Source organism: Bacillus halotolerans (assembly GCF_001517105.1).
Lineage (GTDB): Bacteria > Bacillota > Bacilli > Bacillales > Bacillaceae > Bacillus > Bacillus halotolerans.
Map to the genome: position 1 here is coordinate 111306 of NZ_LPVF01000011.1, position 24465 is coordinate 135770.

General features: G+C 48.7%; 23 protein-coding genes. 18 read left to right on the plus strand and 5 right to left on the minus strand.

Translation table 11 applies throughout. The features are described 5' to 3' along the window. Positions 1 to 12 precede the first annotated feature (12 nt). The 14 genes from AU387_RS14325 (at position 13) to AU387_RS14390 (ending at position 17826) form a co-directional block, all read left to right on the plus strand. Positions 13 to 711 carry a rhamnogalacturonan acetylesterase gene (locus tag AU387_RS14325; protein ID WP_082687915.1) on the plus strand — a complete coding sequence of 233 codons (699 nt, stop codon included), beginning with the start codon at positions 13 to 15 and terminating at the stop codon, positions 709 to 711. After that, positions 704 to 1366 carry a YesU family protein gene (locus AU387_RS14330; protein WP_059335982.1) on the plus strand — a complete coding sequence of 221 codons (663 nt, stop codon included), beginning with the start codon at positions 704 to 706 and terminating at the stop codon, positions 1364 to 1366. Before AU387_RS14325 ends, AU387_RS14330 begins: the two co-directional genes overlap by 8 nt. After that, positions 1363 to 1989, plus strand: coding sequence for a YesL family protein (locus AU387_RS14335; RefSeq protein ID WP_059293883.1), 627 nt, complete (start codon positions 1363 to 1365; stop codon positions 1987 to 1989). The genes AU387_RS14330 and AU387_RS14335 overlap by 4 nt, the downstream gene beginning before the upstream one ends. Before the next feature lie 142 nt (positions 1990 to 2131). Continuing rightward, positions 2132 to 3976, plus strand: coding sequence for a rhamnogalacturonan lyase (locus AU387_RS14340; RefSeq protein ID WP_059335983.1), 1845 nt, complete (start codon positions 2132 to 2134; stop codon positions 3974 to 3976). Positions 3977 to 4025: 49 nt separating this feature from the next. Further along, the gene (locus AU387_RS14345; protein WP_059335984.1) at positions 4026 to 5864 is read left to right on the plus strand and encodes a rhamnogalacturonan lyase; all 1839 of its coding nucleotides are present in this window, start codon (positions 4026 to 4028) and stop codon (positions 5862 to 5864) included. 9 nt (positions 5865 to 5873) lie between these two features. Further along, complete coding sequence (gene mgrA, locus AU387_RS14350; RefSeq protein WP_059335985.1) at positions 5874 to 6884, plus strand: L-glyceraldehyde 3-phosphate reductase; 1011 nt, start codon at positions 5874 to 5876, stop codon at positions 6882 to 6884. A gap of 3 nt (positions 6885 to 6887) precedes the next feature. After that, entirely contained in the window at positions 6888 to 7541 is a 654-nt protein-coding gene (locus AU387_RS14355) for a rhamnogalacturonan acetylesterase (protein ID WP_059293879.1), read from the plus strand. Positions 7542 to 7546: 5 nt separating this feature from the next. Then, on the plus strand, positions 7547 to 9541 hold the full coding sequence (locus AU387_RS14360) for a beta-galactosidase (protein ID WP_059335986.1): 1995 nt from the start codon (positions 7547 to 7549) through the stop codon (positions 9539 to 9541). A gap of 44 nt (positions 9542 to 9585) precedes the next feature. After that, on the plus strand, positions 9586 to 12159 hold the full coding sequence (locus tag AU387_RS14365; protein ID WP_059335987.1) for an exo-rhamnogalacturonan lyase family protein: 2574 nt from the start codon (positions 9586 to 9588) through the stop codon (positions 12157 to 12159). A gap of 122 nt (positions 12160 to 12281) precedes the next feature. Beyond that, positions 12282 to 13790 carry an extracellular solute-binding protein gene (locus AU387_RS14370; RefSeq protein WP_059336070.1) on the plus strand — a complete coding sequence of 503 codons (1509 nt, stop codon included), beginning with the start codon at positions 12282 to 12284 and terminating at the stop codon, positions 13788 to 13790. A 54-nt stretch (positions 13791 to 13844) separates the two neighbouring features. Beyond that, complete coding sequence (locus AU387_RS14375) at positions 13845 to 14801, plus strand: ABC transporter permease (RefSeq protein ID WP_059335988.1); 957 nt, start codon at positions 13845 to 13847, stop codon at positions 14799 to 14801. A gap of 13 nt (positions 14802 to 14814) precedes the next feature. After that, positions 14815 to 15702 carry a carbohydrate ABC transporter permease gene (locus AU387_RS14380; RefSeq protein ID WP_059335989.1) on the plus strand — a complete coding sequence of 296 codons (888 nt, stop codon included), beginning with the start codon at positions 14815 to 14817 and terminating at the stop codon, positions 15700 to 15702. Positions 15703 to 15710: 8 nt separating this feature from the next. Further along, entirely contained in the window at positions 15711 to 17054 is a 1344-nt protein-coding gene (gene lplD, locus AU387_RS14385) for an alpha-galacturonidase LplD (RefSeq protein ID WP_059335990.1), read from the plus strand. A 76-nt stretch (positions 17055 to 17130) separates the two neighbouring features. Beyond that, positions 17131 to 17826 (plus strand): DUF421 domain-containing protein, encoded by a 696-nt coding sequence (locus tag AU387_RS14390; protein ID WP_044163534.1) that lies wholly within the window; start codon positions 17131 to 17133, stop codon positions 17824 to 17826. Between the two features lie 36 nt (positions 17827 to 17862). On the opposite strand, the gene hmoA is transcribed toward AU387_RS14390, so the two are convergent. The 3 genes from hmoA to AU387_RS21830 form a co-directional block, all read right to left on the minus strand. Next, the gene (hmoA, locus tag AU387_RS14395; protein ID WP_024120514.1) at positions 17863 to 18186 is read right to left on the minus strand and encodes a heme-degrading oxygenase HmoA; all 324 of its coding nucleotides are present in this window, start codon (positions 18184 to 18186) and stop codon (positions 17863 to 17865) included. 101 nt (positions 18187 to 18287) lie between these two features. Then, entirely contained in the window at positions 18288 to 18650 is a 363-nt protein-coding gene (locus AU387_RS14400) for a VOC family protein (protein ID WP_059335991.1), read from the minus strand. 99 nt (positions 18651 to 18749) lie between these two features. Continuing rightward, complete coding sequence (locus AU387_RS21830; RefSeq protein WP_059335992.1) at positions 18750 to 19256, minus strand: hypothetical protein; 507 nt, start codon at positions 19254 to 19256, stop codon at positions 18750 to 18752. A gap of 197 nt (positions 19257 to 19453) precedes the next feature. Between AU387_RS21830 and AU387_RS14410 the strand changes: the two genes are divergently transcribed. From AU387_RS14410 to AU387_RS14415, 3 genes are all read left to right on the plus strand, one after another. Next, entirely contained in the window at positions 19454 to 20323 is an 870-nt protein-coding gene (locus AU387_RS14410) for an STAS domain-containing protein (protein WP_059335993.1), read from the plus strand. Between the two features lie 155 nt (positions 20324 to 20478). Continuing rightward, complete coding sequence (locus AU387_RS20695; protein WP_044163542.1) at positions 20479 to 20646, plus strand: YezD family protein; 168 nt, start codon at positions 20479 to 20481, stop codon at positions 20644 to 20646. 115 nt (positions 20647 to 20761) lie between these two features. Beyond that, complete coding sequence (locus AU387_RS14415; protein WP_059335994.1) at positions 20762 to 21406, plus strand: Bax inhibitor-1/YccA family protein; 645 nt, start codon at positions 20762 to 20764, stop codon at positions 21404 to 21406. Positions 21407 to 21586: 180 nt separating this feature from the next. On the opposite strand, the gene yetL is transcribed toward AU387_RS14415, so the two are convergent. Next, a complete protein-coding gene (yetL, locus tag AU387_RS14420) occupies positions 21587 to 22090 on the minus strand; it encodes a transcriptional regulator YetL (protein WP_059335995.1) in 504 nt (167 codons plus the stop codon). A gap of 161 nt (positions 22091 to 22251) precedes the next feature. Here yetL and AU387_RS14425 point away from each other — a divergent pair, with 161 nt between their 5' ends. Continuing rightward, positions 22252 to 23361: an FAD-dependent oxidoreductase gene (locus AU387_RS14425; protein WP_059335996.1), complete on the plus strand. Its 1110-nt coding sequence runs from the start codon at positions 22252 to 22254 to the stop codon at positions 23359 to 23361. A gap of 33 nt (positions 23362 to 23394) precedes the next feature. On the opposite strand, the gene AU387_RS14430 is transcribed toward AU387_RS14425, so the two are convergent. Then, the gene (locus tag AU387_RS14430; protein ID WP_059335997.1) at positions 23395 to 24465 is read right to left on the minus strand and encodes a DUF3900 domain-containing protein; all 1071 of its coding nucleotides are present in this window, start codon (positions 24463 to 24465) and stop codon (positions 23395 to 23397) included.

The window sequence follows — 24465 nt, forward strand, 5'->3', positions numbered from 1 at the left end:
AGGAGAGGACATGTGATGGAAAAACCGATTCAGGTGTTTTTAGCAGGGGATTCCACCGTAAGCGACTGCCCGCCGCATGAAGCGCCGATGGCAGGCTGGGGGCAGGTTTTCGGTCAATTGTTCACTGAACAGGTGAAGGTGCGCAATCACGCCAAAGGGGGAGCAAGCACCAACTCTTTTGTGGAGGAAGGAAGGCTTCGGGCGATTGCTGAGTGCATAGCACAAGGCGATTATTTGTTTATTCAATTCGGCCACAATGACCAGAAACCGCGGGGGACGAAGCCGTACTCGACGTATCAGCAATTTCTCACTTTGTTTGCGGACACAGCACGAGAAAAAGGAGCGCAGCCTGTGTTCGTTACATCAGTGCAGCGCCGCCGCTTTGATGAGAACGGAAAGATTGAGCACACGCTCGGTGAGTATCCGGATGCGATGAAAGCGTTAGCGAAGGAGTTTGATGTGCCGGTCATTGATTTGTTAACGAAAACGAAGGCGCTTTATGAAGCATACGGACCGGAGGAGTCAAAGCGTTTGTTCGTGTGGCTTCAGCCGAATGAACATCCGAATTATCCAGATGGCATTGAGGATAATACGCATTTTTCAGAAGAAGGGGCCATGGAGGTTGCAAAGCTCGTTGCTGAAGGCATCGAAGAAATCGGCTTTCCGCTGAAGGACCATCTCGTAAGCCGGGAGGGGAAAGAACATGTATAAAGAAGGCGCGTGCCTGTACCGCAATCCGTTCCGTTCAGCAAGCGATGTGAAGGACTGGCGGATGGAGGGAGGCGGGCAGGTTTCATTCGAAGATTACCGTATGCACCTGTCACATGTACAGGACGAAGCGCACTTTGTTTATTGGTGCCCGGAAACATTTCCCGACGGCATCATTGTGAAGTGGGATTTTTACCCGATTGAACAGCCGGGGCTGTGTATGCTGTTTTTCGCAGCTACAGGCATCGGAGGCGAGGACTTATTTGACCCGCGACTCAAGAAAAGAACAGGAAAGTACCCCGAATACCATTCCGGAGACATCAATGCGCTCCATCTGTCGTATTTCCGCAGAAAATACCCGGAGGAAAGAGCGTTCCGCACCTGCAATGTAAGAAAAAGCCGCGGTTTCCACCTCGCTGCAATGGGAGCTGATCCGCTGCCTTCTCCGGACGACGCTGATTCCCCGTATCATATGAAGCTTATTAAGGATAAAGGGTATGTGCATTTTTCGATCAATGATCTGCCCATTCTGGAGTGGCAGGATGACGGAAGCACATTCGGACCTGTGTTAACAAAAGGAAAAATCGGGCTGAGGCAAATGGCGCCGATGAAAGCCGCTTATCGTGATTTGTCTGTGCACCAAGCGGTGAGAAAATGAAGACGACTGTGACGGATGCGCTTTATGCAGGCTGTGAAGCGGTCGTAAAAATCGCGTGGCTGAACGGGCTGTGGCTGTTGTTTACACTTTTGGGCGGCGTTCTTTTCGGATGGGCGCCGAGCACAGCCGCGATGTGTGCCGTCATACGGAAATGGCTGATGGGGCAAAAAGATGTCCCAGTATTTGCGTTATTTCTGGATACCTACAAAAAAGAGTTTCTGAAGGTCAATGCGATTGGACTTGCGTTTTTTGCTCTTTTGCTTATTTTGTCGGCTAATTATTATTATTTTTCGGCAAGTGCGGATTGGCTGTCCTTTACCGTGACGAGTTGCACCCTCTTGGCGGGGCTTTTGTATACTGTCGCGCTCATGTATGTGTTTCCTCTTTATGTGCATTACAAGCTTCCGCTTCGCCAATATATTCCGCAAGCGCTGCTGTTAGGCGCCATGCGGCCGCTGACCACCGGCTGCATGCTGATCGGCTGCGGATTTGTGCTTTATTTGCTGTATACGCTTCCGGGCCTGATCCCATTTTACGGCCCAAGTTTATTTGGGCTCGTGTCGATGTTTTTTGCTTTCAGAGGGTTTCAAAAAACAGAGGCGCAGCACCGTCATCAGGCCTGATAAACAAAAAAATGACAAACGGGCAAAAAAGTGCAGCCAATCAAAAACGTTTATGCAAAAATGTGACATTGAAGACAGCTCCTCAAGCGCATAAAATCCAATTTAAGTAAGCGCTTACAGATAAATGATAAGGAGCTGTCTGATGATTAGACGAAGAAAAAGCATGTTTACCACTCTCACATTGTTGGTGTTGTTGATGATGGGGGCTTCTGTGTTTCCTGTCAAAGCAGAAGGAGCGGCGCGGCAGATGGAAGCGCTGAACCGGGGCCTTGTGGCAGTCAAAACGGATGGCGGCATTTTTGTCAGCTGGCGGTTTCTTGGGACAGAAAACGCATCTGTGACGTTTAATGTGTACAGAGACGGACAAAAGCTGAATGCTTCGCCTGTCAAATCCACGAATTATATCGATAAAAACGGAACAGCTGGCTCATCGTATTCCATTCGGGCTGTTGTAAACGGAACCGAGCAGGCCGCTTCTGAAAAAGCCTCTGTATGGGCACAGCCGTATCATTCCGTTCCGCTTGATAAACCGGCTGGAGGCAAGACACCAAAGGGTGAAGCCTATACCTACAGTGCCAATGATGCCAGTACGGGCGATGTGGATGGCGATGGGCAGTATGAGCTGATCCTAAAATGGGATCCGTCCAATTCAAAGGACAATTCACAGGACGGCTATACGGGTGAAGTGTTTATTGATGCGTATAAGCTGGACGGAACAAAATTATGGCGAATCGGTCTCGGCAAAAACATCAGAGCGGGCGCACACTACACTCAGTTTATGGTGTATGACCTGGATGGTGACGGAAAAGCGGAAGTGGCGATGAAAACCGCTGACGGAACAAAAGACGGCACGGGAAAAGTGATCGGAAATGCGAATGCCGATTACAGAAATGAGCAGGGGCGTGTGCTTTCTGGTCCTGAGTACCTGACTGTCTTTCAAGGTGAAACGGGAAAAGAGCTTGTCACTTCAAACTTTGAACCGGCACGGGGCAATGTATCAGATTGGGGTGACAGCTACGGCAACCGGGTCGATCGTTTTCTTGCGGGCATTGCGTATCTCGACGGACAGCGTCCGAGCCTGATTATGACTAGAGGCTATTACGCCAAAACCATGCTTGTTGCGTATAACTTCAGAGACGGAAAACTGTCAAAGCTTTGGACGCTGGATTCCTCTAAGTCGGGTAATCAAGCTTTCGCCGGACAGGGCAATCACAACTTAAGCATTGCAGATGTGGACGGAGACGGCAAGGATGAAATCATCTTCGGCTCAATGGCGGTTGACCATGACGGCAAAGGCATGTACTCGACAGGCTTAGGCCACGGAGACGCGCTGCATGCCGGAGATCTTGATCCGAGCCGGCCGGGGCTTGAAGTATTTCAGGTTCATGAGGACAAAAACGCGCAATACGGCTTATCCTTCCGTGACGCCGCAACGGGAAAAATCATTTGGGGTGTCCACGCCGGCAAGGATGTAGGCCGGGGCATGGCTGCTGATATTGATCCGCGCTATCCGGGACAAGAGGTTTGGGCGAACGGTTCTCTTTACACATCGAAAGGCGCCAAAATCGGCAACAGTGTGCCGTCGTCAACCAATTTCGGCATCTGGTGGGACGATGACCTGCTGCGGGAACAGCTGGACAGCAACAGGATTGATAAATGGGATTATCAAAACGGCGTCTCTAAAAACCTGCTGACGGCATCAGGTGCTGTCTCCAATAACTCTACAAAAGCAACACCGGCTCTTCAGGCTGATCTGCTCGGTGACTGGCGGGAGGAAGCTGTGTGGAGAACTGAGGACAGCAGTGCGCTCCGCATCTACACCACCACAATCCCGACCGAGCACAGGCTGTATACGCTGATGCATGATCCTGTGTACCGGCTCGGCATTGCCTGGCAAAATGTCGCGTATAACCAGCCGCCGCATACAAGCTTCTTTTTAGGAGACGGCATGGCGGCACAGTCTAAACCGAATATGTATACGCCTTAACAGAAGGGGGGAAGGAACGGGCCGTACGCTTGGCCCGTTCCCATTTAAAATGAAACCAAAAAAGAGGCAAATGGAATACCTGACCAGAGGCCTGATCGCGGTCAAAACGGAGCAAGGCGTATTTGTGAGCTGGCGTTTTCTCGCAACCGATCATGAGACTGTTGCTTTTCACATTTATCGGAACGGAGATCGGATCACTGGCAAACCGATTGCGGATAGCACCAATTTTCTGGATGAAAAGGGAACGGAGGGCTCTCTCTATCAAGTGGCGGCTGTCTATAAAGGCCGGGAAGAAAGGCTTTCGAAAGAAGCTTCCGTTTGGCGGGAAAACGTTCTCGAGCTCCCGCTTAACAAACCCGAAGGCGGCGTGACACCGGACGGAAAACCGTATACCTACAGCGCCAATGATGCGAGCGTCGGAGATGTGGATGGGGACGGAGAATATGAAATCATCCTGAAATGGAACCCGTCCAACTCAAAAGATAACGCCCACGACGGATATACCGGAGACGTCCTCATTGACGCCTATAAACTGAATGGCACTTTTCTGTGGCGGATCAACCTCGGCAGAAATATCAGAGCAGGCGCCCATTATACGCAGTTTATGGTCTATGACTTAGACGGTGACGGAAAAGCAGAAATCGCTATGAAAACAGCCGACGGCACAATAGACGGCAAAGGAAACATCATCGGTGAAGCGCATGCTGATTTCAGGAATGAGCAGGGCAGAATCCTGTCAGGTCCGGAATATTTGACAGTGTTTAAAGGGGAAACCGGTGAAGCGCTCACGACTGTCGATTATGAACCGCCTCGCGGTAACCTGAAGGATTGGGGAGACGGCTACGGCAACCGGATGGACCGTTTTCTAGCCGGAATCGCTTATTTAGATGGAGAGCGGCCGAGCCTGGTGATGGCACGGGGTTATTATACGAGAACGGTATTGGTCGCTTATGATTTCAGGAACGGCAGGCTGAAAAAACGCTGGACGTTTGACTCTAATCAGCCGGGGCATGAAGCATACGCGGGACAGGGCAACCACAGCTTGAGCGTTGCCGATGTTGATGGAGATGGAAAGGATGAAATTATTTACGGCGCCATGGCGGTTGATCATGACGGAACCGGTCTGTACACGACGGAACTCGGACACGGAGACGCCATGCACGTCGGCGATCTAGATCCGTCACGCAAAGGGCTTGAAGTGTTTCAGGTTCATGAGGACGCAAGCAAGCCGTATGGGTTGTCGCTGCGTGATGCCGGAACAGGCGAGGTGTTATGGGGCGTCCATGCCGGAACAGATGTCGGCAGAGGAATGGCGGCTCACATTGACCCTCGGTACAAGGGATCGCTCGTTTGGGGAATTGATCCGCCGGGCAATGATGGAATGTCATATGGGCTCTATACGAGCAAAGGAGAAAAAATCAGCGACAAAGCGCCTGCTTCAGCCAATTTCGCCATTTGGTGGGACGGGGACTTGGTCAGGGAGCTGTTGGATCATGAATGGAATGGAACAATCGGCAAACCAAAGATTGAAAAGTGGGATGCTGAAAACCGCTGTTTAAAAACGATTTTTCAGCCGGAAGGTGTGCTGTCCAACAACGGGACAAAAGGAAACCCGGTTCTTCAGGCCAACCTGTTCGGAGACTGGCGGGAAGAGGTCATTTGGAGAACCGAAGACAGCAGTGCGCTCCGTATCTATACAACGACACACCTTACCCGCCATCGTTTTTACACACTGATGCACGATCCGGTTTACAGGCTCGGGATCGCTTGGCAGAACACCGCGTACAACCAGCCGCCGCACACAAGCTTTTATCTCGGAACAGGGATGAAAAAACCGCCGAAGCCCGCTCTGTACATAGCGGGAAACAAAGCGGAGACGCCGCTTTAGGAGGAACGTATGGGATACGAAGCAAAGACTGAACGCTATGACAAAATGACCTATCACAAAGCCGGGCGAACCGGATTAAGGCTTCCCGCCGTTTCTCTCGGCCTCTGGCATCAGTTCGGTGCTGCCTATTCTCCGGAGAACGCGCGGTCCATGCTGAGAGCCGCATTTGATGCAGGCATTGTCCATTTTGATCTGGCCAACAATTACGGCCCGCCGCCCGGCTCCGCTGAGGAGATGTTCGGGCGCATACTGAAAACGGATTTTGCGCCTTACCGTGATGAACTCGTCATCAGCACTAAAGCCGGCTATGACATGTGGAAGGGGCCGTATGGCAATGGCGGTTCGAAAAAACATTTAACTGCCAGCTTGAATCAAAGTTTAAAGCGGCTGGGACTTGATTATGTGGATCTCTTCTATTCGCACCGTCCTGATCCTGAAACGCCGCTTGAGGAAACGATGGAGACGCTGGCGGGCTTTGTGCGTCAAGGAAAAGCTTTGTATGTCGGACTGTCAAACTACAGCCCTGAAGAGACAGAGCGCGCCGCCGATCTTTTACAACAGCTCGGAGTCCGGCTCGCCATCCATCAGACGCGATATTCGATGTTTCACCGAGATCCGGAAAAAGGGCTGCTTGATGTGCTGGACAAAAAGGGAGCCGGCTGCATCGCGTTTGCGCCGCTCGCTCAAGGGCTTCTCACGACAAAGTACGTTTCCGCCATCTCGGAAACCTCAAGAGCAAAGGATGCGAACAGTCCTTTCCTCCAGGCGGAGCACATTACCGAAAGGACGGTCAGTAAGGCGCAAAGGCTGAATCTGGTTGCGAAAGAACGGGGACAATCGCTCCCGCAAATGGCGCTCTCATGGCTTTTGAAGGATGCCCGGATGACCTCCGTTTTAATTGGAGCAAGCCGGGCGCAACAAATAGAGGAAAACGTTCAAGCTTTGCAATCAGCGGATTTTTCAAACGAGGAGCTTTCTGCCATTGAGTTTATATTAAGTGAAAAAAACGAGGGGGAATGAGACATGGCACATCATCTTTATCTTGCTGGTGATTCGACTGTCCAAACGTATGGAGAAAGTACAAATCAAGGGGGCTGGGGGCAGTTTCTCGGTTCGCATCTGCCGGAGCATATTCAGGTGATCAATAAAGCGATCGGCGGCAGAAGCTCAAAAACCTTTGTGGAGGAAGGCAGGCTTCAGGCGATCCTTGATGTGATTGAGCCGGATGATTGGCTGTTTGTGCAGATGGGCCATAATGACGCGTCGAAAAATAAGCCGGAGCGCTACACCGAGCCCTATACCACCTATAAACAATATTTAAAGCAGTATATCGCAGGCGCTAGAGAAAAAGGCGCGCATCCGCTTCTCATTACCCCAGTAGCCCGCTTTCATTATGAAAACGGCGTGTTTTTGAACGACTTTCCTGATTATTGTATTGCCATGAAGCAGACGGCCGCTGAGGAGAATGTCCAGCTCATTGATCTAATGGAAAAAAGCCTCGCTTTCTTTACTGAGAAGGGCGAAGAAAAAGTATACACCTATTTTATGGTTTCTGAGGGGATTGACGATTACACGCATTTTACAAAAAAAGGCGCAAATGAAATGGCAAAACTCGTAGCGAAAGGCATGAAGGAGCTCGGCCTGCCATTAACAGAATCCATCGTCAAAGAAGGGTGAAGGACTTGGGGAGAAAATTATATCACGGCGCTTGCTATTATCCGGAGCTATGGGATGAAAAGACGATTCAGCAGGATATTGACAGGATGCGGGAGGTCGGCATCAATGTCGTGCGAATGGGTGAATTCGCCTGGTCTGTGATCGAGCCGGAAGAAGGAAAAATTGACTTGAGCTTTTTTAAGGAAATGATCAGCCGGATGTATGACAACGGCATCGAAACGATCATGTGCACACCGACGCCGACACCGCCTATTTGGCTGTCGCACGGCCGGCCTGAGCGAATGCATATCAACGAAAAAAGAGAGGTGATGGGGCACGGCTCCCGTCAGCATGCTTGTACAAATAACCAATATTTCCGAAAAAGAGCCGCCATCATCACCACAAGCATCGCCAAAGAGCTGGGACACCTGCCGGGGCTGATCGGCTGGCAGCTCGATAATGAATTTAAATGCCATGTGGCTGAATGCATGTGTGAGACGTGCTTAAGCTTATGGCATGTCTGGCTTAGAAACCGTTACGGTGTGATTGAACGGTTAAATGAAGCGTGGGGAACCGATGTGTGGAGCGAAACCTATCAAACCTTTGAGCAGGTGCCGCAGCCGGGTCCGGCCCCGTTTTTGCATCACGCTTCATTGCGCACGATGTATCAGCTGTTTTCGATGGAGATGATCGCTCAATTTGCGGATGAACAGGCGAAAATCATCCGCTGTTATTCAGATGCGCCAATCACTCATAACGGCTCGGTCATGTTCAGCACAGACAATGAGCGGATGTTTCAGAATCTCGATTTTGCTTCCTATGATACGTACGCTTCCCAAGAAAATGCATCTGCATTTTTATTAAATTGTGATATTTGGAGGCATTTCAAAAAAGACCGCCCGTTTTGGATTCTGGAAACAAGCCCGTCCTATGCAGCCTCGCTCGAAAGCTGTGCCATGCCGCACGCCGATGGGTATTTACAAGCTGAAGCCGTGTCTTCTTACGCCTTGGGGAGCGAGGGATTTTGCTACTGGCTGTGGCGCCAGCAGCGTTCAGGCAGCGAGATTTCACACGGTTCCGTCCTTAGTGCCTGGGGAGAGCCGACGGTCGGTTATCAAAACGTTTTGGCGGTTGAGCGGGCAAGAAAGGAAATCGAACCGATCATTCTTTCTACGGTGCCCGTTCAGGCTGAAGTTGCAATGACCTATTCCGACAGGGCGAAAGCGTTTCTGAAAACAGAACCTCACCGGGGGCTCCAACACCGAACGCTTATCACACACTTTTACGAGCGCATCCTCAACACGGGTATTCATCGTGATCTCGTTCCGGAAGGCTTTCCGCTGGAGGGCTATCGTGTGCTGTTTACGCCATTTGTGCCTTATCTGTCTTCTGCTTTTATCAAAAAAGCTTCCGCATTTGCTGAAGCGGGCGGCATATGGATTGCCGGGCCGCTGACGGGAGGGCGTACGGGCGAGCATACGGTTCATACCGATTATGCCCTTGGAGAACTGGAGAAAACAGCCGGAATCAAAACACTGTTCACGTTCCCGATGAACGAGGATGCAAATACAGGAAAAGCGTTTGGCATGACGGCGCCGCTCGGGCTGTGGAGCGCGGTGTTTGATACAGAGAGCGGAAACACTCTCGGCACAATTGAATCCGGTCCTGGCGCCGGTCATGCATTTCTGTCAGAACGAGAGCACGGCAAAGGGAAAATGGTCATGCTCGGCTCGCTTCCATCAGGCGAAAAAGGGGATGCAATGCTGGAAGCGCTCGTCAGGCATTATGCGGGAGAAGCAGCCGTTTCTGTAAAGTCCGATGTCACCCCCGGTACGATTGTTGCCCCGAGAAAAGGAGGAAACGGCCTTGTATGGGTTATCGTTAATATGGATGGAAAAGGCGGAAGTGTGACGCTTCCGGAAGAGGGGACCGACCTTTTGGCAAACCGTTCAGTCGGAGCGGGGAGACTGTCAGTCGGCCAACACGAATACCGTGTGATTCAGTTTGATAATCGCAGCTGATTCTTTGCATTGAATCAGCTTTTTTATATGGAAGGAGAGAACCGATGAAAAAGATCAAATGGCTATCAGAACAGCCTAAGCTGACAAGCGGCGTAACGTGGGGTGTGCCTTGGAAAAGAGGTGAATTGAAAAAGGGAGACTGTCTGGCGCTTGTAAATGCAAAGGGTGAAAGCCGCTATGTGCAAAGCGATCCGTCGGCCTATTGGCCGGACGGGAGCATCAAATGGACGAAGCACGCGGCTGTGTTCAGTGAGCAAACCGATACAAGCTTTACCCTTCAAAGAGATGAAAACCAGCTACCAGCGAAAAAGCTCATGATCCACGAGTCAAAGGGTGCAATTCAAGTGGATACCGGGGCGCTTGTTTGCACTGTGAATAAAACAGGTTCCGACATCATCCAATCGCTGGTGATTAACGGAAAGCCGATCGCCGCAGGCGGGCGGCTGATCGCAATAAAGGAAACGAGAAAGGAGATGGCGGCGGAAAAGGTTTTCTCACATGAAACATCGGTCAGTCTCACAAAACGTGCGGTCATTGAACAGAGAGGTCCTGTAAAAGCAGTCATCAAGATTGAGGGGGTTCATGTACTCCAAAAGACAAATGAAGAATGGCTGCCCTTCATTATCAGATTGACGTTTTATGCCGGGCTTTCAGAGATGAATATCATGCACACTCAGCTCATCGACAGAAATTTCAAACGAGAGTTCATCAAAGGGCTTGGCATGCAGTTTGACCTCTTTTTACAGGGAGAGCCGTACAACCGCCATTTCCGTTTTGCGGGGGACAAAGGCGTTTATAAGGAACCCGCCCAGCTGTTTGGCACCCGCAAATGGAATGAACGGCATCCACTTTATCAGCGGCACATCAACGGCGAACCGATTTCTCCAAGTGAAGAGCACAAGGATTGGTTCGCACACGGCGTACAGAACGCAGTTTGGAATGATGTGAAAATCGTTCAGGACTCCAGCGATCATTACCGACTGGCAAAACGGACCGGCAAGGAATATTCGTGGGTTGATATGCTGCATGGTACGCGGGCGAAGGGGCTTTGCTATGCGGGCGGCGAAAATGGAGGCTTAGCGCTCGGCCTGCGGTATTTTTTTGAAAAATATCCGTCGTCACTTGAGATAACAGGTCTTGCCGGTGATCAGCCGAACTTGACCGTCTGGCTCTGGCCGCCAGACGCGGAAGCAATGGATTTCAGGCATTATACAGGGGACACCCATGTCGTCAGCGCGTACGAAGGGTTTGATGAGATGCGCTCTGATCCGACAGGCATTGCCAACACAAACGACATCAGCCTGTCATGCTTTTCTCAGATGCCGTCTGATGACGTGCTGAATGCGTTAGCGGACAAATGGCAGGCGCCGCCATTGCTTATTTGTGAGCCGGACGTTTATTACGAGTCAAAAGCGCTTGGCGTTTGGAGTGTAATCGATACGGCCGATCCGGTCAAAAAAGAGCTGGAAGAACAGCTGGACGCCGCCTTCTCGTTTTATCAAAAAGAAGTGGAGCAGCGCAGATGGTACGGGTTCTGGAACTATGGAGACGTCATGCATACGTATGACCCGGTCCGGCATATGTGGCGGTATGATCTCGGCGGGTACGCGTGGCAAAATAATGAGCTCGTTCCGACCTTGTGGCTGTGGCAGGCGTTTTTCCGCTCCGGCAGAGAAGATCTGTTCCGAATGGCAGAAGCAATGACCCGCCATACAAGTGAAACCGACTGTTTTCATCTCGGAGAATATGCGGGGCTTGGCTCCCGGCATAACGTGGTGCACTGGGGATGCGGCTGCAAGGAAGCGAGAATCAGCATGGCCGGCCTTTATAAATTCTATTATTATCTGACGGGCGATGAGCGCACGGGAGATCTTTTGACGGAAGTGAAGGACGCCGATGCCGCCCTAGTGAACACCGATCCGATGCGTGCTTTCTACGAGAAAGGAGAGCACCCGACTCACGTCAGAACGGGGCCGGACTGGGCGGCGTTTTGCTCGAACTGGCTGGCGGAATGGGAGCGGACTGAGAATCCTGAATATCTCAGGAAAATCCAAACTGGCATCAGCTGCCTGAAACCCCTGCCCCTTCGCTTATTATCAGGTCCGACGTTTGAATATGATCCGGCGACATCTATGCTTCATCACATGGGAGACGGCATCGCGGGCGGCTATCATATGATCATTGCGTTTGGCGCGCCGCAAGTGTGGATGGAGCTGGCTGAGCTTCTCGATGACCGTGAATGGGAGGAAATGCTGAGTGAATTCGGCGAGTTTTACACATTCAGTGATGAAGAAAAACGCAAAAAAAGCGGAGGTGCGCTCCATGACGGGCATTTTCACTGGCCGATGTTTGCGGCTGGTATGACAGCCTATGCTGCGAGAAAAAAACAAGACCATAACCTCGCCGAAAAAGCGTGGAATCTTTTGCTCGACCATAAACTGAGCCATACGCCGCTTCCGATCAAACCCGCGCAAATTGAGACGTGGACTCAGCTTGAAGAGCTTCCGTGGGTAACGACAAACACTGTCTCTCAATGGTGTTTAAATGTCATTGCGGCACTTGAATTAATTGGTGAATACCTCCCCGCAAAAAAGGATACATCCGGCAAAAAAGGATAACTGCCGTCAATTCATAGGAGAAATGATGCAAAAAATGAAGATTGCAAGAATTTATGTAAGCGCTTTATATTAGGGGTGGCAAAGGAGAAATGAAAAAGGAGAAAAAGGGGGACTTACGCATCATGAAAAAAAGAATACGAAAAAGATGGATTGCTTTACCGCTCGCTGCCATGATGATAGCCGGGTGCAGCAATTCAGAAACATCCAATTCAGCGAGCGATTCAAAAAACACGATTAACATCATGGCGCCGCTGCTGTCACCGGAAAGCCCGAGTGATAAAAGCCCATCATTAAAAGCGTTAGAGAAATACACAGGCAAAGATATTAAGGTCACATGGGTGCCTGATTCATCCTACAACGATAAATTTAACATCGTCATGGCCTCTGGAGAGATGCCGCATGCGATTGTGATTAAAGATAAGTCAGCCGGCTTTATTAAGTCTGTCAAAGCGGGCGCTTTTTGGGAGCTGTCTCCTTATTTAAAAGACTACAAGAATATAAGCCAGGCTGATGAAAAGATACTCAAGAACAGCTCGGTAAATGGCGAGGTGTACGGGGTCTACAGATCGAGAGACTTGATCAGAGCCTGTATGATCATCAGAACCGACTGGCTCAAAAACGTCGGGCTCGATATGCCGGAAACGCTTGATGATTTTTATGAAGTGCTGAAAGCCTTTAAGGAAAAAGATCCTGACGGAAATGGCAAGGACGATACGTACGGCATGGTCGTGCCGAAATGGATGGGGCTTGGAAACGGAAGCCCGTGGGATGTTCTGCAAATCTGGTTCGGCGCCCCGAATCGCTACGGCGTTGAAAACGGAAAGCTGGTGCCTGATTTTACAACGAAGGAATATATGGAGGCGCTCACCTTCTTTAAGAAGCTGTATGATGAAGGCTTGATCAACAAGGATTTCGCTGTTATGGATTCGGCGAAGTGGAATGACCCGGTTGTAAAAGGAAAAGCGGGTGTCATCGTTGATACAGGCTCCAGAGCGTCGCAAATTCAAAGCGCCATGGAAGAAGCAGATGAGTCGAACAAGGATATCATTGATATCGTCGGCACAGTAGAAGGACCAAAAGGCAAGCGCACTTTCCCGACATCAGGATATTCAGGCATGATCGCGATACCAAAATCAAGCGTGAAAACGGAAAAAGAGCTGAAAGAGGTGCTGTCCTTCCTCGATAAGCTGAACGATAAGGAGGCGCAGATTCTGACCAACAACGGAGTCGAGGGCCGTAATTATGAGCTGAAGGACGGCGTATTCACCTCTCTTGAAAAAAACAACAAATCCCTTCTGTATGAGCATGAAGGCTTGGCTCAGTTCAGCATGTCCATCCCGAAAAGCGAGTACTACATCGAAGATCAGAAAACAAAGCTCTTCCAGCATCGCAAGGACATCATCACTGAAGGAGAAAAAATAGCCGTCTTTAACCCGGCTGAGTCGCTTGTATCCGATGTATATACCCAAAAAGGAGCCCAGCTGGACAACATCATTCTCGATGCAAGAACACAATTTATTATCGGAGAAATCGATGAAAAAGGCTTCAAGGATGCGGTGAAGCTTTGGGAAAACAGCGGCGGCAATGAACTGATGAAGGACTTAAACAAATTGTATCAATCGTCAAAATAAACCGATGCGCCTGCCGTTCAGCGGGCGCACCAGTATCACGAAAGGAGAACAGATATGGAAACGGTGCCGAAGAAGGGAAACGCACCAGTTCTCGCTGCTGGAAAAGGCATCAGCTGGATGGCTGCACTCAAAAGAGACAAGTGGCTTTATGTTCTTCTTATTCCCGGTCTGCTTTATTTTCTGATTTTCAAATACCTGCCGATGTGGGGCGTGCTTATCGCGTTTAAGGATTATTCGCCATATCTCGGCTTCTGGAAAAGCGAATGGGTCGGTCTTGATTATTTTAAAGATTTTTTTATGAATCCGGATTTTTTCCGGCTGCTGCGCAACACGCTCATGCTGGCAAGCCTTGATCTGCTGTTTGCCTTTCCCGCGCCGCTCATTTTGGCTTTGCTGTTGAATGAGCTGAGGAAGGCTGTGTATAAAAGGTGCATTCAGACCCTTATTTATGTGCCCCATTTTGTCTCATGGACAATCGTGGTCAGCATCACCTTTGTTTTCTTTACAGTCGATACAGGCGTCATCAACAAAATGGTCATGAGCCTGACAGGGAATCAGATTTCTTTCTTATCAGACGCTGACTGGTTCCGGCCGATGATTGTCATGCAAAGCATCTGGAAGGAGACAGGCTGGGGAACGATTTTATTTCTCGCCGCTTTGGCAACGGTGGATCAGGAGCAATATGAGGCGGCGATTATGGATGGGGCCGGCCGGTTTAGGCGGATGTGGCATATTACGCTTCCGGCAATCAGAAGCACCATCATTGTTCTTTTGATTTTAAGGATCGGAAGCTTTTTAAATATCGGTTTTGAACAGGTGTATTTGATGACAAACTCGCTTAACCGCAGCGTGGCTGACATCTTCGACACGTACGTTTACATGATGGGGATTACCCAAGGCGCGTACAGCTACAGCACAGCTGTCGGTTTGTTTAAATCAGTTGTCGGGATTATCTTAATTTTCGGTGCCAATTACATCGCGAAAAAGTTCGATCAGGAAGGATTGTTTTAAAGGGGGGAGAGGTATGGCTGACATTCATACGATGCACAACACAAAAGCCGGAAGGGTATTTGACGTCTGCAACATTTTGTTTCTTGGCGGCGTCGGCGCGATTACCATTTTGCCGTTTTTGTATATTATCGCCGGTTCCTTTGCGACAGAAGCTGAGCTGGCTCAGCGCAGCTTCTTTATTTTCCCGAAAACCTTTACCCTTGACGCTTATCGGTACGTGTTTTCGACACCGACGTTTATCAGAAGTATGGGCGTATCCATCTTCATTACCGTAGCCGGGACAGCCGTGCAATTGTTTTTCACCTTTACGATGGCGTATCCGCTGGCGAAGCGGCATGTGAAGGGACGGAATCTGCTTTTAAACCTTGTGATTTTCTCGATGCTGTTTTCCGGGGGGATGATTCCGACGTATCTTGTTGTCAAGTCACTTGGATTGCTGGATTCCTATTGGGCGTTGATCCTGCCGATGGCGATCAATCCGTTTAACCTCATTATTATCAAAAACTTCTTTCAGCAGCTGCCGCGGGAGCTTGAGGAATCAGCAAAAATTGACGGCTGTTCAGAAATCGGCGTCTTTTGGCGGATCGCTTTGCCGCTGTCAAAGCCGGTCATTGCCACCTTTGCGCTGTTTTATGCGGTCGGGATTTGGAATGATTTCTTCCATGCTCTCTTATATATCAATGACAGTGCAAAATGGCCGCTGCAAATGGTGCTCCGCCAGGTCACGATTTTATCGGACTTAACGGCGACCAATGGCGAAACGATGCAAAATACCATTCCGCCGGAGCAGGGGATTAAGCTTGCTGTCATCGTCATCGCAACCATACCGATTTTGGCGGTTTATCCATTTTTACAAAAACATTTTGCCAAAGGAATGCTGATCGGTTCTGTGAAAGGCTGAGAAAGGGAGTGTTTCATATCAGTACGTTAGATCAGATCAAAATCGCCTATATCGGCGGGGGTTCCCAAGGCTGGGCCCGAAGCTTAATGAGCGATTTGTCCCTTGATGACCGAATGTCAGGCATGGTGGCGCTCTATGATCTGAATGTTGAAGCGGCGCAGAAAAATGAAATCATCGGCAATAACAGCGGAGACGGCAGATGGCGGTACGAGGCGGTGTCTACTTTGAAAAAAGTATTATCCGGTGCGGATATCGTGATTATTTCGATTTTGCCGGGCACTCTGGATGACATGGAAACGGACGTTCATCTGCCTGAGCGATACGGCATCTATCAATCAGTTGGTGATACTGTCGGACCGGGGGGAATTATGAGAGGTTTGCGGGCCGTTCCGATGTTTGCAGAAATTGCCCGGGCAATAAGAGACTACGCCCCCGAATCATGGGTCATCAATTATACAAACCCAATGTCTGTGTGCACAAGAACGCTGTATAAAGTGTTTCCCGGCATAAAAGCGTTCGGCTGCTGCCACGAAGTATTCGGCACGCAAAAACTGCTGGCGGAGATGGTTACAGATAGGCTTGGACTAGAGGTAAAGCGGCGTGAAGACGTCCATGTTCATGTGCTGGGCATTAACCATTTTACATGGGTCACAGCAGCTTCTTACCGGCATATTGATCTGCTGCCTGTTTTCCGTGATTTCTGCGCGCATTATGCCGAATCCGGCTATGAGCTGGAGGGGGAAAGCTGGAAGGACAGCGTATTTCGCTCTGCGCACCGTATTGCATTCGATTTATTTGAAACGTACGGTGCCATCCCTGCTGCCGGTGACAGGCACCTGGCTGAGTTTCTCCCCGGTTGTTATCTCAAACAGCCTGAGACATGGAAGTTTCACCTGACACCCATATCCTTCAGAAAACAGGACAGAGACCGGAAACAAAAAGAAACGGATCACATGGCACAGCAAAAACAGGGTGTTGAGAGGAAAGCATCAGGAGAAGAGGGCGTGAGCATCATGGCGGCGCTCCTCGGACTGGGCGAACTTGTAACAAATGTGAATCTGCCGAATCAAGGCCAGGTCGCTCATCTGCCATTAGATGCGATCGTGGAAACAAACGCATTCATTACGCGCAACCGTGTCCAGCCGATTGTTTCCGGAGCGCTGCCGAAGGGTGTGGAAATGCTGGCGGCACGACACGTATCCAATCAGGAGGCAGTGGCGGAAGCGGGGCTAACAAAGGACCGCGGTCTCGCTTTTCAAGCGTTTCTCAATGACCCGCTTGTCACGCTCGACCGCCGTGATGCGGAGCAGCTTTTTGACGACATGCTTTCAAAGCACCAGCCGAATTTTTAATAGCGATCAGTGACCGTTTAGAAAACGTGCAGTTGACCATAATGATAGTAGCTCTTAAGAAGTAGGTGCTATCAACATGGGAGATTATCTCAATGTAGCGGTAGAATTAGTTTGCGGTTTGGGTATTTTATTTGTCATTTTGAAGTTTCTCGGAAAAACCCAATTCTCTCAAATCACGCCGTTTGACTTTATTTCTGCATTGATTTTAGGGGAACTGGTCGGAAATGCAGTGTATGATCATGAAATTAAGATCAGAGAGATTATTTTCGCTTCGCTGCTGTGGGGACTGCTGATTTATCTAATTGAATTCATTACCCAAAAAGTAAAAGGGTCCAGAAAGTTCCTGGAAGGTGAACCGAATATCGTCATCCATAATGGAAAGCTCAAATATGAAATGCTGAAGAAAAACAAGCTCGACATTAATCAGCTGCAGAGCCTTTTAAGGCAGGCAGGCTGCTTTTCCATACAGGAAGTGGAATATGCCATATTAGAAACAAACGGGATGGTCAGTGTTCTTCAGAAATCCGATTTTGGCAATCCGACGAGAAAAGATATGAATCTTCCGCAGCAAAATGTGTCTTTGCCCACCACGTTAATTCTTGATGGGGAGATTGTGTATGACAACCTGCGAGAAGCAGGGGTAGACGAACAGTGGCTGAAGCAAACGCTGAAAAAGCAGGGGATTGAAAAGACTAAGGATGTATTATTTGCTGAATGGCATCCTAATAAACCGTTGTACGCCATCACATTTGAAGAAAGCAGATCCTCATGAAAAAAGAGCTTGCGGCATAGCCCAAGCTCTTTTTCGTTATTGATGAGTCCCTTGTTTAACAGCTCTCACGTGATACATGCTCACTTCAGTGCTGATCATATAGTCAGGCTTTGGCTTGCCTTTGTTCGCTTTATGCCCGGCGATATGCGCATCGCTTTTTTCCCACTGTTTCCAGTGATCCTCGGATTGCCAACGGATCATGACAACGACTTCCTCATCGCCGCGGCGGACGTTTTTCTCAAGCACGGTCACATCAATTAAGCCTTCCTGTTTTTCAATGATTCCTTCAGCGCTGAAACGTTCGATCACTTTATCTGCATGGCCTTCTTTTACCGTCATTTTTCTTAACTGAACAAACATTTATCTCTCCCCAATCACGCTCATATATCCGTTATTGTAAATGAAATTCATTCTCAATGTCAAAAAAAGAGCACGGCGGAGCATTTTCTCCGCCGTCACACTTATGCTTTCAATAAAAACTCATTGCCGTCCTCGTCCTGAAATTGAACAAAGGTGCCCCAGTCCATCTGGTTCGGCTCACTGAGAAATTCTACGCCGTTTGTCTTCATTCTTTCATATGTACCAAAGATGTCTTCACACTCAAAGACAATAGAAGCCTTCATGTGTTCGGCGCCTTTCATCATCGCTTTCGGATAAATGACTAAACGAGTCTGTGCCCCCGTGGGTGCGACCTCCAGCCAGCTTGCGTTTGGTCCCATCGGATGGTCCGCCACAATGTCAAAACCCACCTTCTCCGACCAAAATTGCTTCGCTTTCTGCTGATCCTCAACATATACAGCCACAGTGCCGATTTGTTTGATCATAGGGAAACCTCCAATTCAATAGATATGTATATATATCATAACCTTTATAAAGCTGAAGTAACACAGAAAAATCAGCCGGGAGAACCGGCTGATTTACCATTAAAATGAGCAGCTTACGACATCTATATGTTTTGTGTCCAAGGCGTAATAAAACCAGCGGTGGTGTGAGGCATCCCAATAAAAGCCGCCGACGGATTCTCTTCCAAGAATGACTGGATAGAACCAAAATGAGCTGCCGTTGGTTAACCAAACATAGGTAAAACGGAAAAGGCAAGGCTGAATGAGAACGGGTTCAACTAAATAAGCCGCCCCATGCAAGCCCTGAGGCTTTGTCGGTTTTGCCGGCTTTTTATGCGGGGGAGGACCTTGCGGCGCCCCGCCTCCAACACCGGGCACGGCGCCTCCGCCTATACCAGGCACGGCACCCCCGCCAATTCCGGGCATGGCGCCTCCGCCTATACCAGGCACGGCACCCCCGCCAATTCCGGGCACGGCGCCTCCGCCGATTCCAGGCCCTGGGTATCCAACTGGGTAGCGGTAATCATATTCAACTGCGAGCCATGGATCATAAATCGACCCGTCATACATATATGGATGATAATACATATCATAACGCCCTTTCTCATAGTAAACTGTACATTTGACAGGATATGAGAGTGGGCTTATATTAGTGAATCTGCCTATGGATGAAATTGGCATGCGCTCAGTGTGCAGAATCAATCCATTTTTCCCTAGTCCCATTCACAATTCCGATTTATAATTTTATAATATAAGAGCTTCTATTATGAAAAAGGAGACAGACCGTGAATATCGATCAAAAACTATATCAATATATCATAGACCATACGGCTGACATTACTGAGAAATGGTTCAGTTTACGAAGTCAGCTGCAAGGCGAATTATACTCCGCCGACCATTTAAGTGAAGAAACGAAAAAGCTTTTGACAGAGCAGCATACGTTTACGAATATAACAATCGCAAGTGCATTCCTGGAGGAACAAACCGAATTTCAAGACAATATGGCAAAATGGGCGCTGAATGTTGCGAAAAACAGAGTAGAGCAAGATGTTCCGGTGCATGAGGTCGTCGAAGCCATATCAAATTCAAGAATCGCATTCTGGGATGCTGTCGTTATGTTTATAAAAGAGCATCGGGATATCGTCACAAATGAGGATGCTGACCGCTGGAACCGTACTGTGAATCAGTCTTTCGATAAGCTGATTATTGAGTTTTCCGAGCAGTATCAAAAATTTATGCTGATGAGGCTCACTTCTCAGCAGGAATTAATCAGTGAATTAGGCTGTCCGGTGATTTCCATTGCGGATGGAATCGGCATATTGCCGCTGATTGGCTCTGTCGACACAAAACGTGCGCAGGTGATTTTAGAGACAGTGCCTGTCCAATGCATTGAGAGAAAAATCACAAGTCTTGTTGTCGATCTTTCCGGCGTCCCGATTGTGGATACAATGGTTGCACAGCAATTGTACAACCTGTCGAAAACACTTTTCTTACTTGGCGTCAAAGCCGTATTTTCAGGCATTCGACCGGATGTAGCCCAAACATCCATTCAATTAGGGCTCGATTTCAGTGAATATGAAACATACGGCACGCTGAAGCAGGCGCTTGAAAACATGGGCGTCCGCTGTATTGTTGAGGAATTGGAAGAAAACTAAGATGAAATCTGATTAGGCATATGACCGCCCCTTGATGAGGTGATCATATGCCTTTTTGATTTGAATAGAAATCACCATTGATTTATTGGAAAAAACATAATATTATAATTCTTATAAGAATACTATGAATTAAAACCGAACAGGGGGGAAGGTCATTGGTTTCAAAAACAACCGTTGATCCGAAAGTGATTGAAAAAATCATCAGTTCGTTGGAAACACTGGATTTCGGCACCGTTCAAATCACCGTACACGATTCCCAGATCACACAGATTGAGAAGGTCGAAAAGCACCGTTTCTCACTGAAAAGCAAAGAATCGAAGTAAAAGAGGTTTTTTAAAGGCCTTTGTTCGACATTAAATTCTCCTTAAAACATATACATATTTCATCCATTTTTTATATAATAGACCTTTAAGATCATTTCTTAGGAGGATTTTTGACATGCAAGCTACGGTTCACGAGAGTAAGCAATCGATCATGCAGCGCATTTTGACAGTCTTTGTCTTCACGCTGCTGATCGCGACTGTCGGCCTTTATATCGGCCAATTTGTTCCTGGCGCTTTGATGCTGCCGCTTTCCATTCTTGAAGTGGGGATGATTATTCTGGCCTTCTGGATGCGCAGAAGAAAAGCGGTCGGGTATGCGTTTGTATATACATTCGCTTTCGTTTCCGGCATTACGTTATTTCCGATCGTCAGCCACTACGCTTCTATCGCCGGCGCCTATGTCGTGCTTGAAGCCTTTGGCTCTACATTTGTCATTTTTGCCGTTCTCGGCACAATCGGCGCAAAAATGAAGAAGGATTTATCCTTCCTGTGGTCATTTCTGCTGGTAGCGGTGCTCGCACTCGCAGTGGTGGGCATTTTCAACATTTTCAGCCCGTTAAACTCAGCGGCGATGATGGCGTATTCCGTGATCGGAACCATCGTCTTTTCCCTTTACATCTTGTATGATTTGAACCAAATCAAGCACCGCCATATTACGGAAGACTTAATTCCGGTTATGGCATTGTCACTGTATCTTGACTTTATCAACTTGTTCATCAACCTGCTTCGCTTCTTTGGCATTTTAAGCAGTGATGATTAATCAGAAAGCGCCTGTCATTGAGATAGGCGCTTTTTGAAATTGTTATTTATGTACAATAGCGTGACAATGGTGTCCGGCATTTTTATATCCGTTCTGATCGGCATTGTGTTTGTTATCAGCGATATTTGCCACCGTGTTTAAGGAAAATACGCTGTAGCCTGTCCAGACCGGACGGGTTTTTTAGTCTTTAAACACGCTCAGCTTTTCAAACAGATCACCCAGCATATTTACGAACATGTCTTTTTCCTCATCGCTGTAGTTTTCCATGACAGCGGAAATCTTGCTGAAATGGCCGGGCAGAAATTGCTCCAGCCGTTCTTTGCCTTCCTTTGTCAGCTCGATGCTGATTTTTCGTTTATCCTCGGTGTGATGCCTGCGGCGGACAAATTCGTCCCTCGCGAGTCCGTCAAGCAGGCCGGTAATCGTTGCTTTTGTGACGTTTGATTGCTTGGCGAGCTCCGTCGGGCTTAACGTGTGGTCCTTTGCATCGAACAAAAGCATCAGGATTTTAAATTTTCCTTCAGACAGTCCGCATCTGGCGAAATAATGCTCCATCACATGATTCATTTTTTTCGAGATATCAAACAGAGATAAAAATAATTCAAGAGAAACGGCGTCCACATTGGAATATGTCTCGGCGTGTTCTGTTATATGCTTGTATTTCGGTAAATGTTTTAATTCCATCACAATAAGCTCCCGTACGTTTGTCGTGACACGATTATAATGGAGGGAAAATCAGAACGCAACCTGTGTTGGAGTTGATTGACAGCTGTTTGCCGCACATAGTAAGGTAATATAGTTAGGTGCCTAACTATATACAGAGAACTGAAAAGGTGGTTATCAACATGAAACATATACTGATTGCGGGGGGCGGAATCGGCGGGCTGTCGGCAGCCATTTCTCTCAGTAAAGCAGGTTTTTCCGTCACCTTATGTGAAACGGCTGCAGAAAACCGCAAGACCGGCGCAGGGATTCTCCAGCCGCAAAACGCACTGGCGGTGTTAAAGGAGCTGGGCGTATTTGAAGAGTGCTGCGAGCATGGATTTCAAACAGCATGGTTTAAAACATTCGATAAGCAGGGGAATCTATTATTCAAAGTCAGTGAGTCTTTCTTAGATGATAAGCTTCCGGGCCGCAATAATATTCTGAGAAAAACGTTAAATGACATTCTCATCAAGCATGCCGAAGCTTCGGGTGCAAGGATCTTGTGGGGGAAAAAGATTGTGGCTTATGAAGAAACGCCTGAAGCGGTTACTGCCATATTTGGTGATGGAGAAAAGATGCAGGCCGACATTCTGGCGGGCTTTGACGGCATTCATTCCATTGTGCGCGATGCCATGCTGCAAAAAGAAATAGAAAAAGAGTTTCTCGGCATGGGGGCGTGGCGCTTTTATATCGAGTTTCCTGATTACACATTTGAGGACGCGACATTGATGTACAGAAGCGGAGAGACACAAATCGGCGTTGTGCCTTTGGGGGAACATGCCGGCTATGTTTTCGTCCTCCAGCCTTGCGCGAGCGATTATTGGGATGAGGAAGACACCCGGTTTGATAGAGTCAAAGAGATTCTCTCTGGCTTTCCGGGACTCGATTTTGTCACAAAGCATATGTCAAAAGAACATCCCGTCATTTTTAACAAGCTGGAGCAGGTTGCAGTGCAGGAGCCATGGTACAAAGGCCGCGTCGTCATCGGGGGAGACGCCGCCCATGCCGGAGCGCCGACCCTCGCACAAGGAGCGGCAATGGCCATCGAGGATGCCATGGTCCTCGCCGAAGAACTCAAAAACCACGACGGCATCAAAACCGCATTTCATGCATACTACGAAAGAAGAGCGCCAAGAGCGCTCAACGTGCAGGATTTATCCTCAGAAATCGTCCGCCGCGGGCTGAAAGGCCAGCCGGGAGCGGAAGAGCTGATCGGGGAGTGTTATGCGGTGTTGAGAGAAGGATATTAAATAGGAAAAGTCCAGAATTGAATTCTGGACTTTTTATTCTTGCTCTGTTTTATTCTGTATCCGCTCAATCACCTCATGCAGCCCTTCAGGCTTATAAAACTCCACCGGCGAACTGCCCTTCTCAAACGAAATCGTCTCCGCTTCAATCAGCGCGACATAGCGCCCGTTCACCTTCGCTAGATGAATCGATTCGCCAAAATCAGCTAGCAATCCCTTAATCTCGGTTTCTCCGACTTTCATTTTCAGCTCGGCTTCCGGCGTGTGCTCGATGATCTGGGCGGAGGCTTCGATCACTTGATGCGTGTCGAGGCGTTCTTGGATTTCCCGTTTTTCGCTCGCTTCCCAGATTTCGATGTCTTGTTCAAACTGTTTAAGCTCTTCACTGTTATCCTCAAATGTCTCATAGACGTGCTCCTGCACCATGTTCATGACCTGGGTTTTCATGATTTCCGGCATTGATTCGCCGTACTCAACGAATTTCAGGAAATCCTCGAAATAGCGGGCATGCGAGGCTTGGTGGATTTTCAGCTCGCCTTCCTCGACCATTCCTTCCTCCGGCATGAACGGGTATTGGATACTCTTCATGTTTTTTGTCGTGATGGCCATTTCGACTTTTTTAATGAGGGAAGACGCGTCTGAGATGCGGGCGACCTTCGGCTCAAAATCACATTTCATAATGAAGACAAATGACTCGTCGAAGTATTTTCTCGGCACAGCCGAAGCGACTAAGAACACACCGCCGCGGACCGCGCTTGTATCTAGGTACGTGCGGACGAACTGTTCGCTCAGCTCGTTAAAGTCCTCTTTTGTTTCCGCCAGGCGCCCGCGGTTGAACATGTTGTAGTTCGGGTTGGAATCCAGCTCGTGGCCGGGTTCGACGATAAAATGGCCGATTTTCGTCGGCACCTGCTCGGATTGCGGATGGCGGTCGGCTTTCCGTTTGACGATTTTTTTCAGCTCTCCGTCAAGAAAGTCCTTCAGTTCGCTTTCTTCAAATTCCTCTGTATCAAGGGTCTGGAAGTGCTTGAATTGCTTGTTTGCCTGCTCATCCTTGCCCTCCACCTGTATGACATAAAAGGATAAAAATCGAATTTCAAAATCCAT

Coding starts and splice junctions, on each gene's coding strand:
- AU387_RS14355 (WP_059293879.1), top strand. CDS start 6,888: ATGGCACATCATCTTTATCTTGCTGGTGATTCGACTGTCCAAACGTAT.
- AU387_RS14400 (WP_059335991.1), bottom strand. CDS start 18,650: ATGATCAAACAAATCGGCACTGTGGCTGTATATGTTGAGGATCAGCAG.
- AU387_RS21830 (WP_059335992.1), bottom strand. CDS start 19,256: ATGTATTATCATCCATATATGTATGACGGGTCGATTTATGATCCATGG.
- AU387_RS14340 (WP_059335983.1), top strand. CDS start 2,132: ATGATTAGACGAAGAAAAAGCATGTTTACCACTCTCACATTGTTGGTG.
- AU387_RS14345 (WP_059335984.1), top strand. CDS start 4,026: ATGAAACCAAAAAAGAGGCAAATGGAATACCTGACCAGAGGCCTGATC.
- AU387_RS14425 (WP_059335996.1), top strand. CDS start 22,252: ATGAAACATATACTGATTGCGGGGGGCGGAATCGGCGGGCTGTCGGCA.
- AU387_RS14380 (WP_059335989.1), top strand. CDS start 14,815: ATGGCTGACATTCATACGATGCACAACACAAAAGCCGGAAGGGTATTT.
- AU387_RS14365 (WP_059335987.1), top strand. CDS start 9,586: ATGAAAAAGATCAAATGGCTATCAGAACAGCCTAAGCTGACAAGCGGC.
- hmoA (WP_024120514.1), bottom strand. CDS start 18,186: ATGTTTGTTCAGTTAAGAAAAATGACGGTAAAAGAAGGCCATGCAGAT.
- mgrA (WP_059335985.1), top strand. CDS start 5,874: ATGGGATACGAAGCAAAGACTGAACGCTATGACAAAATGACCTATCAC.
- AU387_RS14390 (WP_044163534.1), top strand. CDS start 17,131: ATGGGAGATTATCTCAATGTAGCGGTAGAATTAGTTTGCGGTTTGGGT.
- AU387_RS14430 (WP_059335997.1), bottom strand. CDS start 24,465: ATGGATTTTGAAATTCGATTTTTATCCTTTTATGTCATACAGGTGGAG.
- AU387_RS14375 (WP_059335988.1), top strand. CDS start 13,845: ATGGAAACGGTGCCGAAGAAGGGAAACGCACCAGTTCTCGCTGCTGGA.
- AU387_RS14415 (WP_059335994.1), top strand. CDS start 20,762: ATGCAAGCTACGGTTCACGAGAGTAAGCAATCGATCATGCAGCGCATT.
- yetL (WP_059335995.1), bottom strand. CDS start 22,090: ATGGAATTAAAACATTTACCGAAATACAAGCATATAACAGAACACGCC.
- AU387_RS14330 (WP_059335982.1), top strand. CDS start 704: ATGTATAAAGAAGGCGCGTGCCTGTACCGCAATCCGTTCCGTTCAGCA.
- AU387_RS14370 (WP_059336070.1), top strand. CDS start 12,282: ATGAAAAAAAGAATACGAAAAAGATGGATTGCTTTACCGCTCGCTGCC.
- AU387_RS14335 (WP_059293883.1), top strand. CDS start 1,363: ATGAAGACGACTGTGACGGATGCGCTTTATGCAGGCTGTGAAGCGGTC.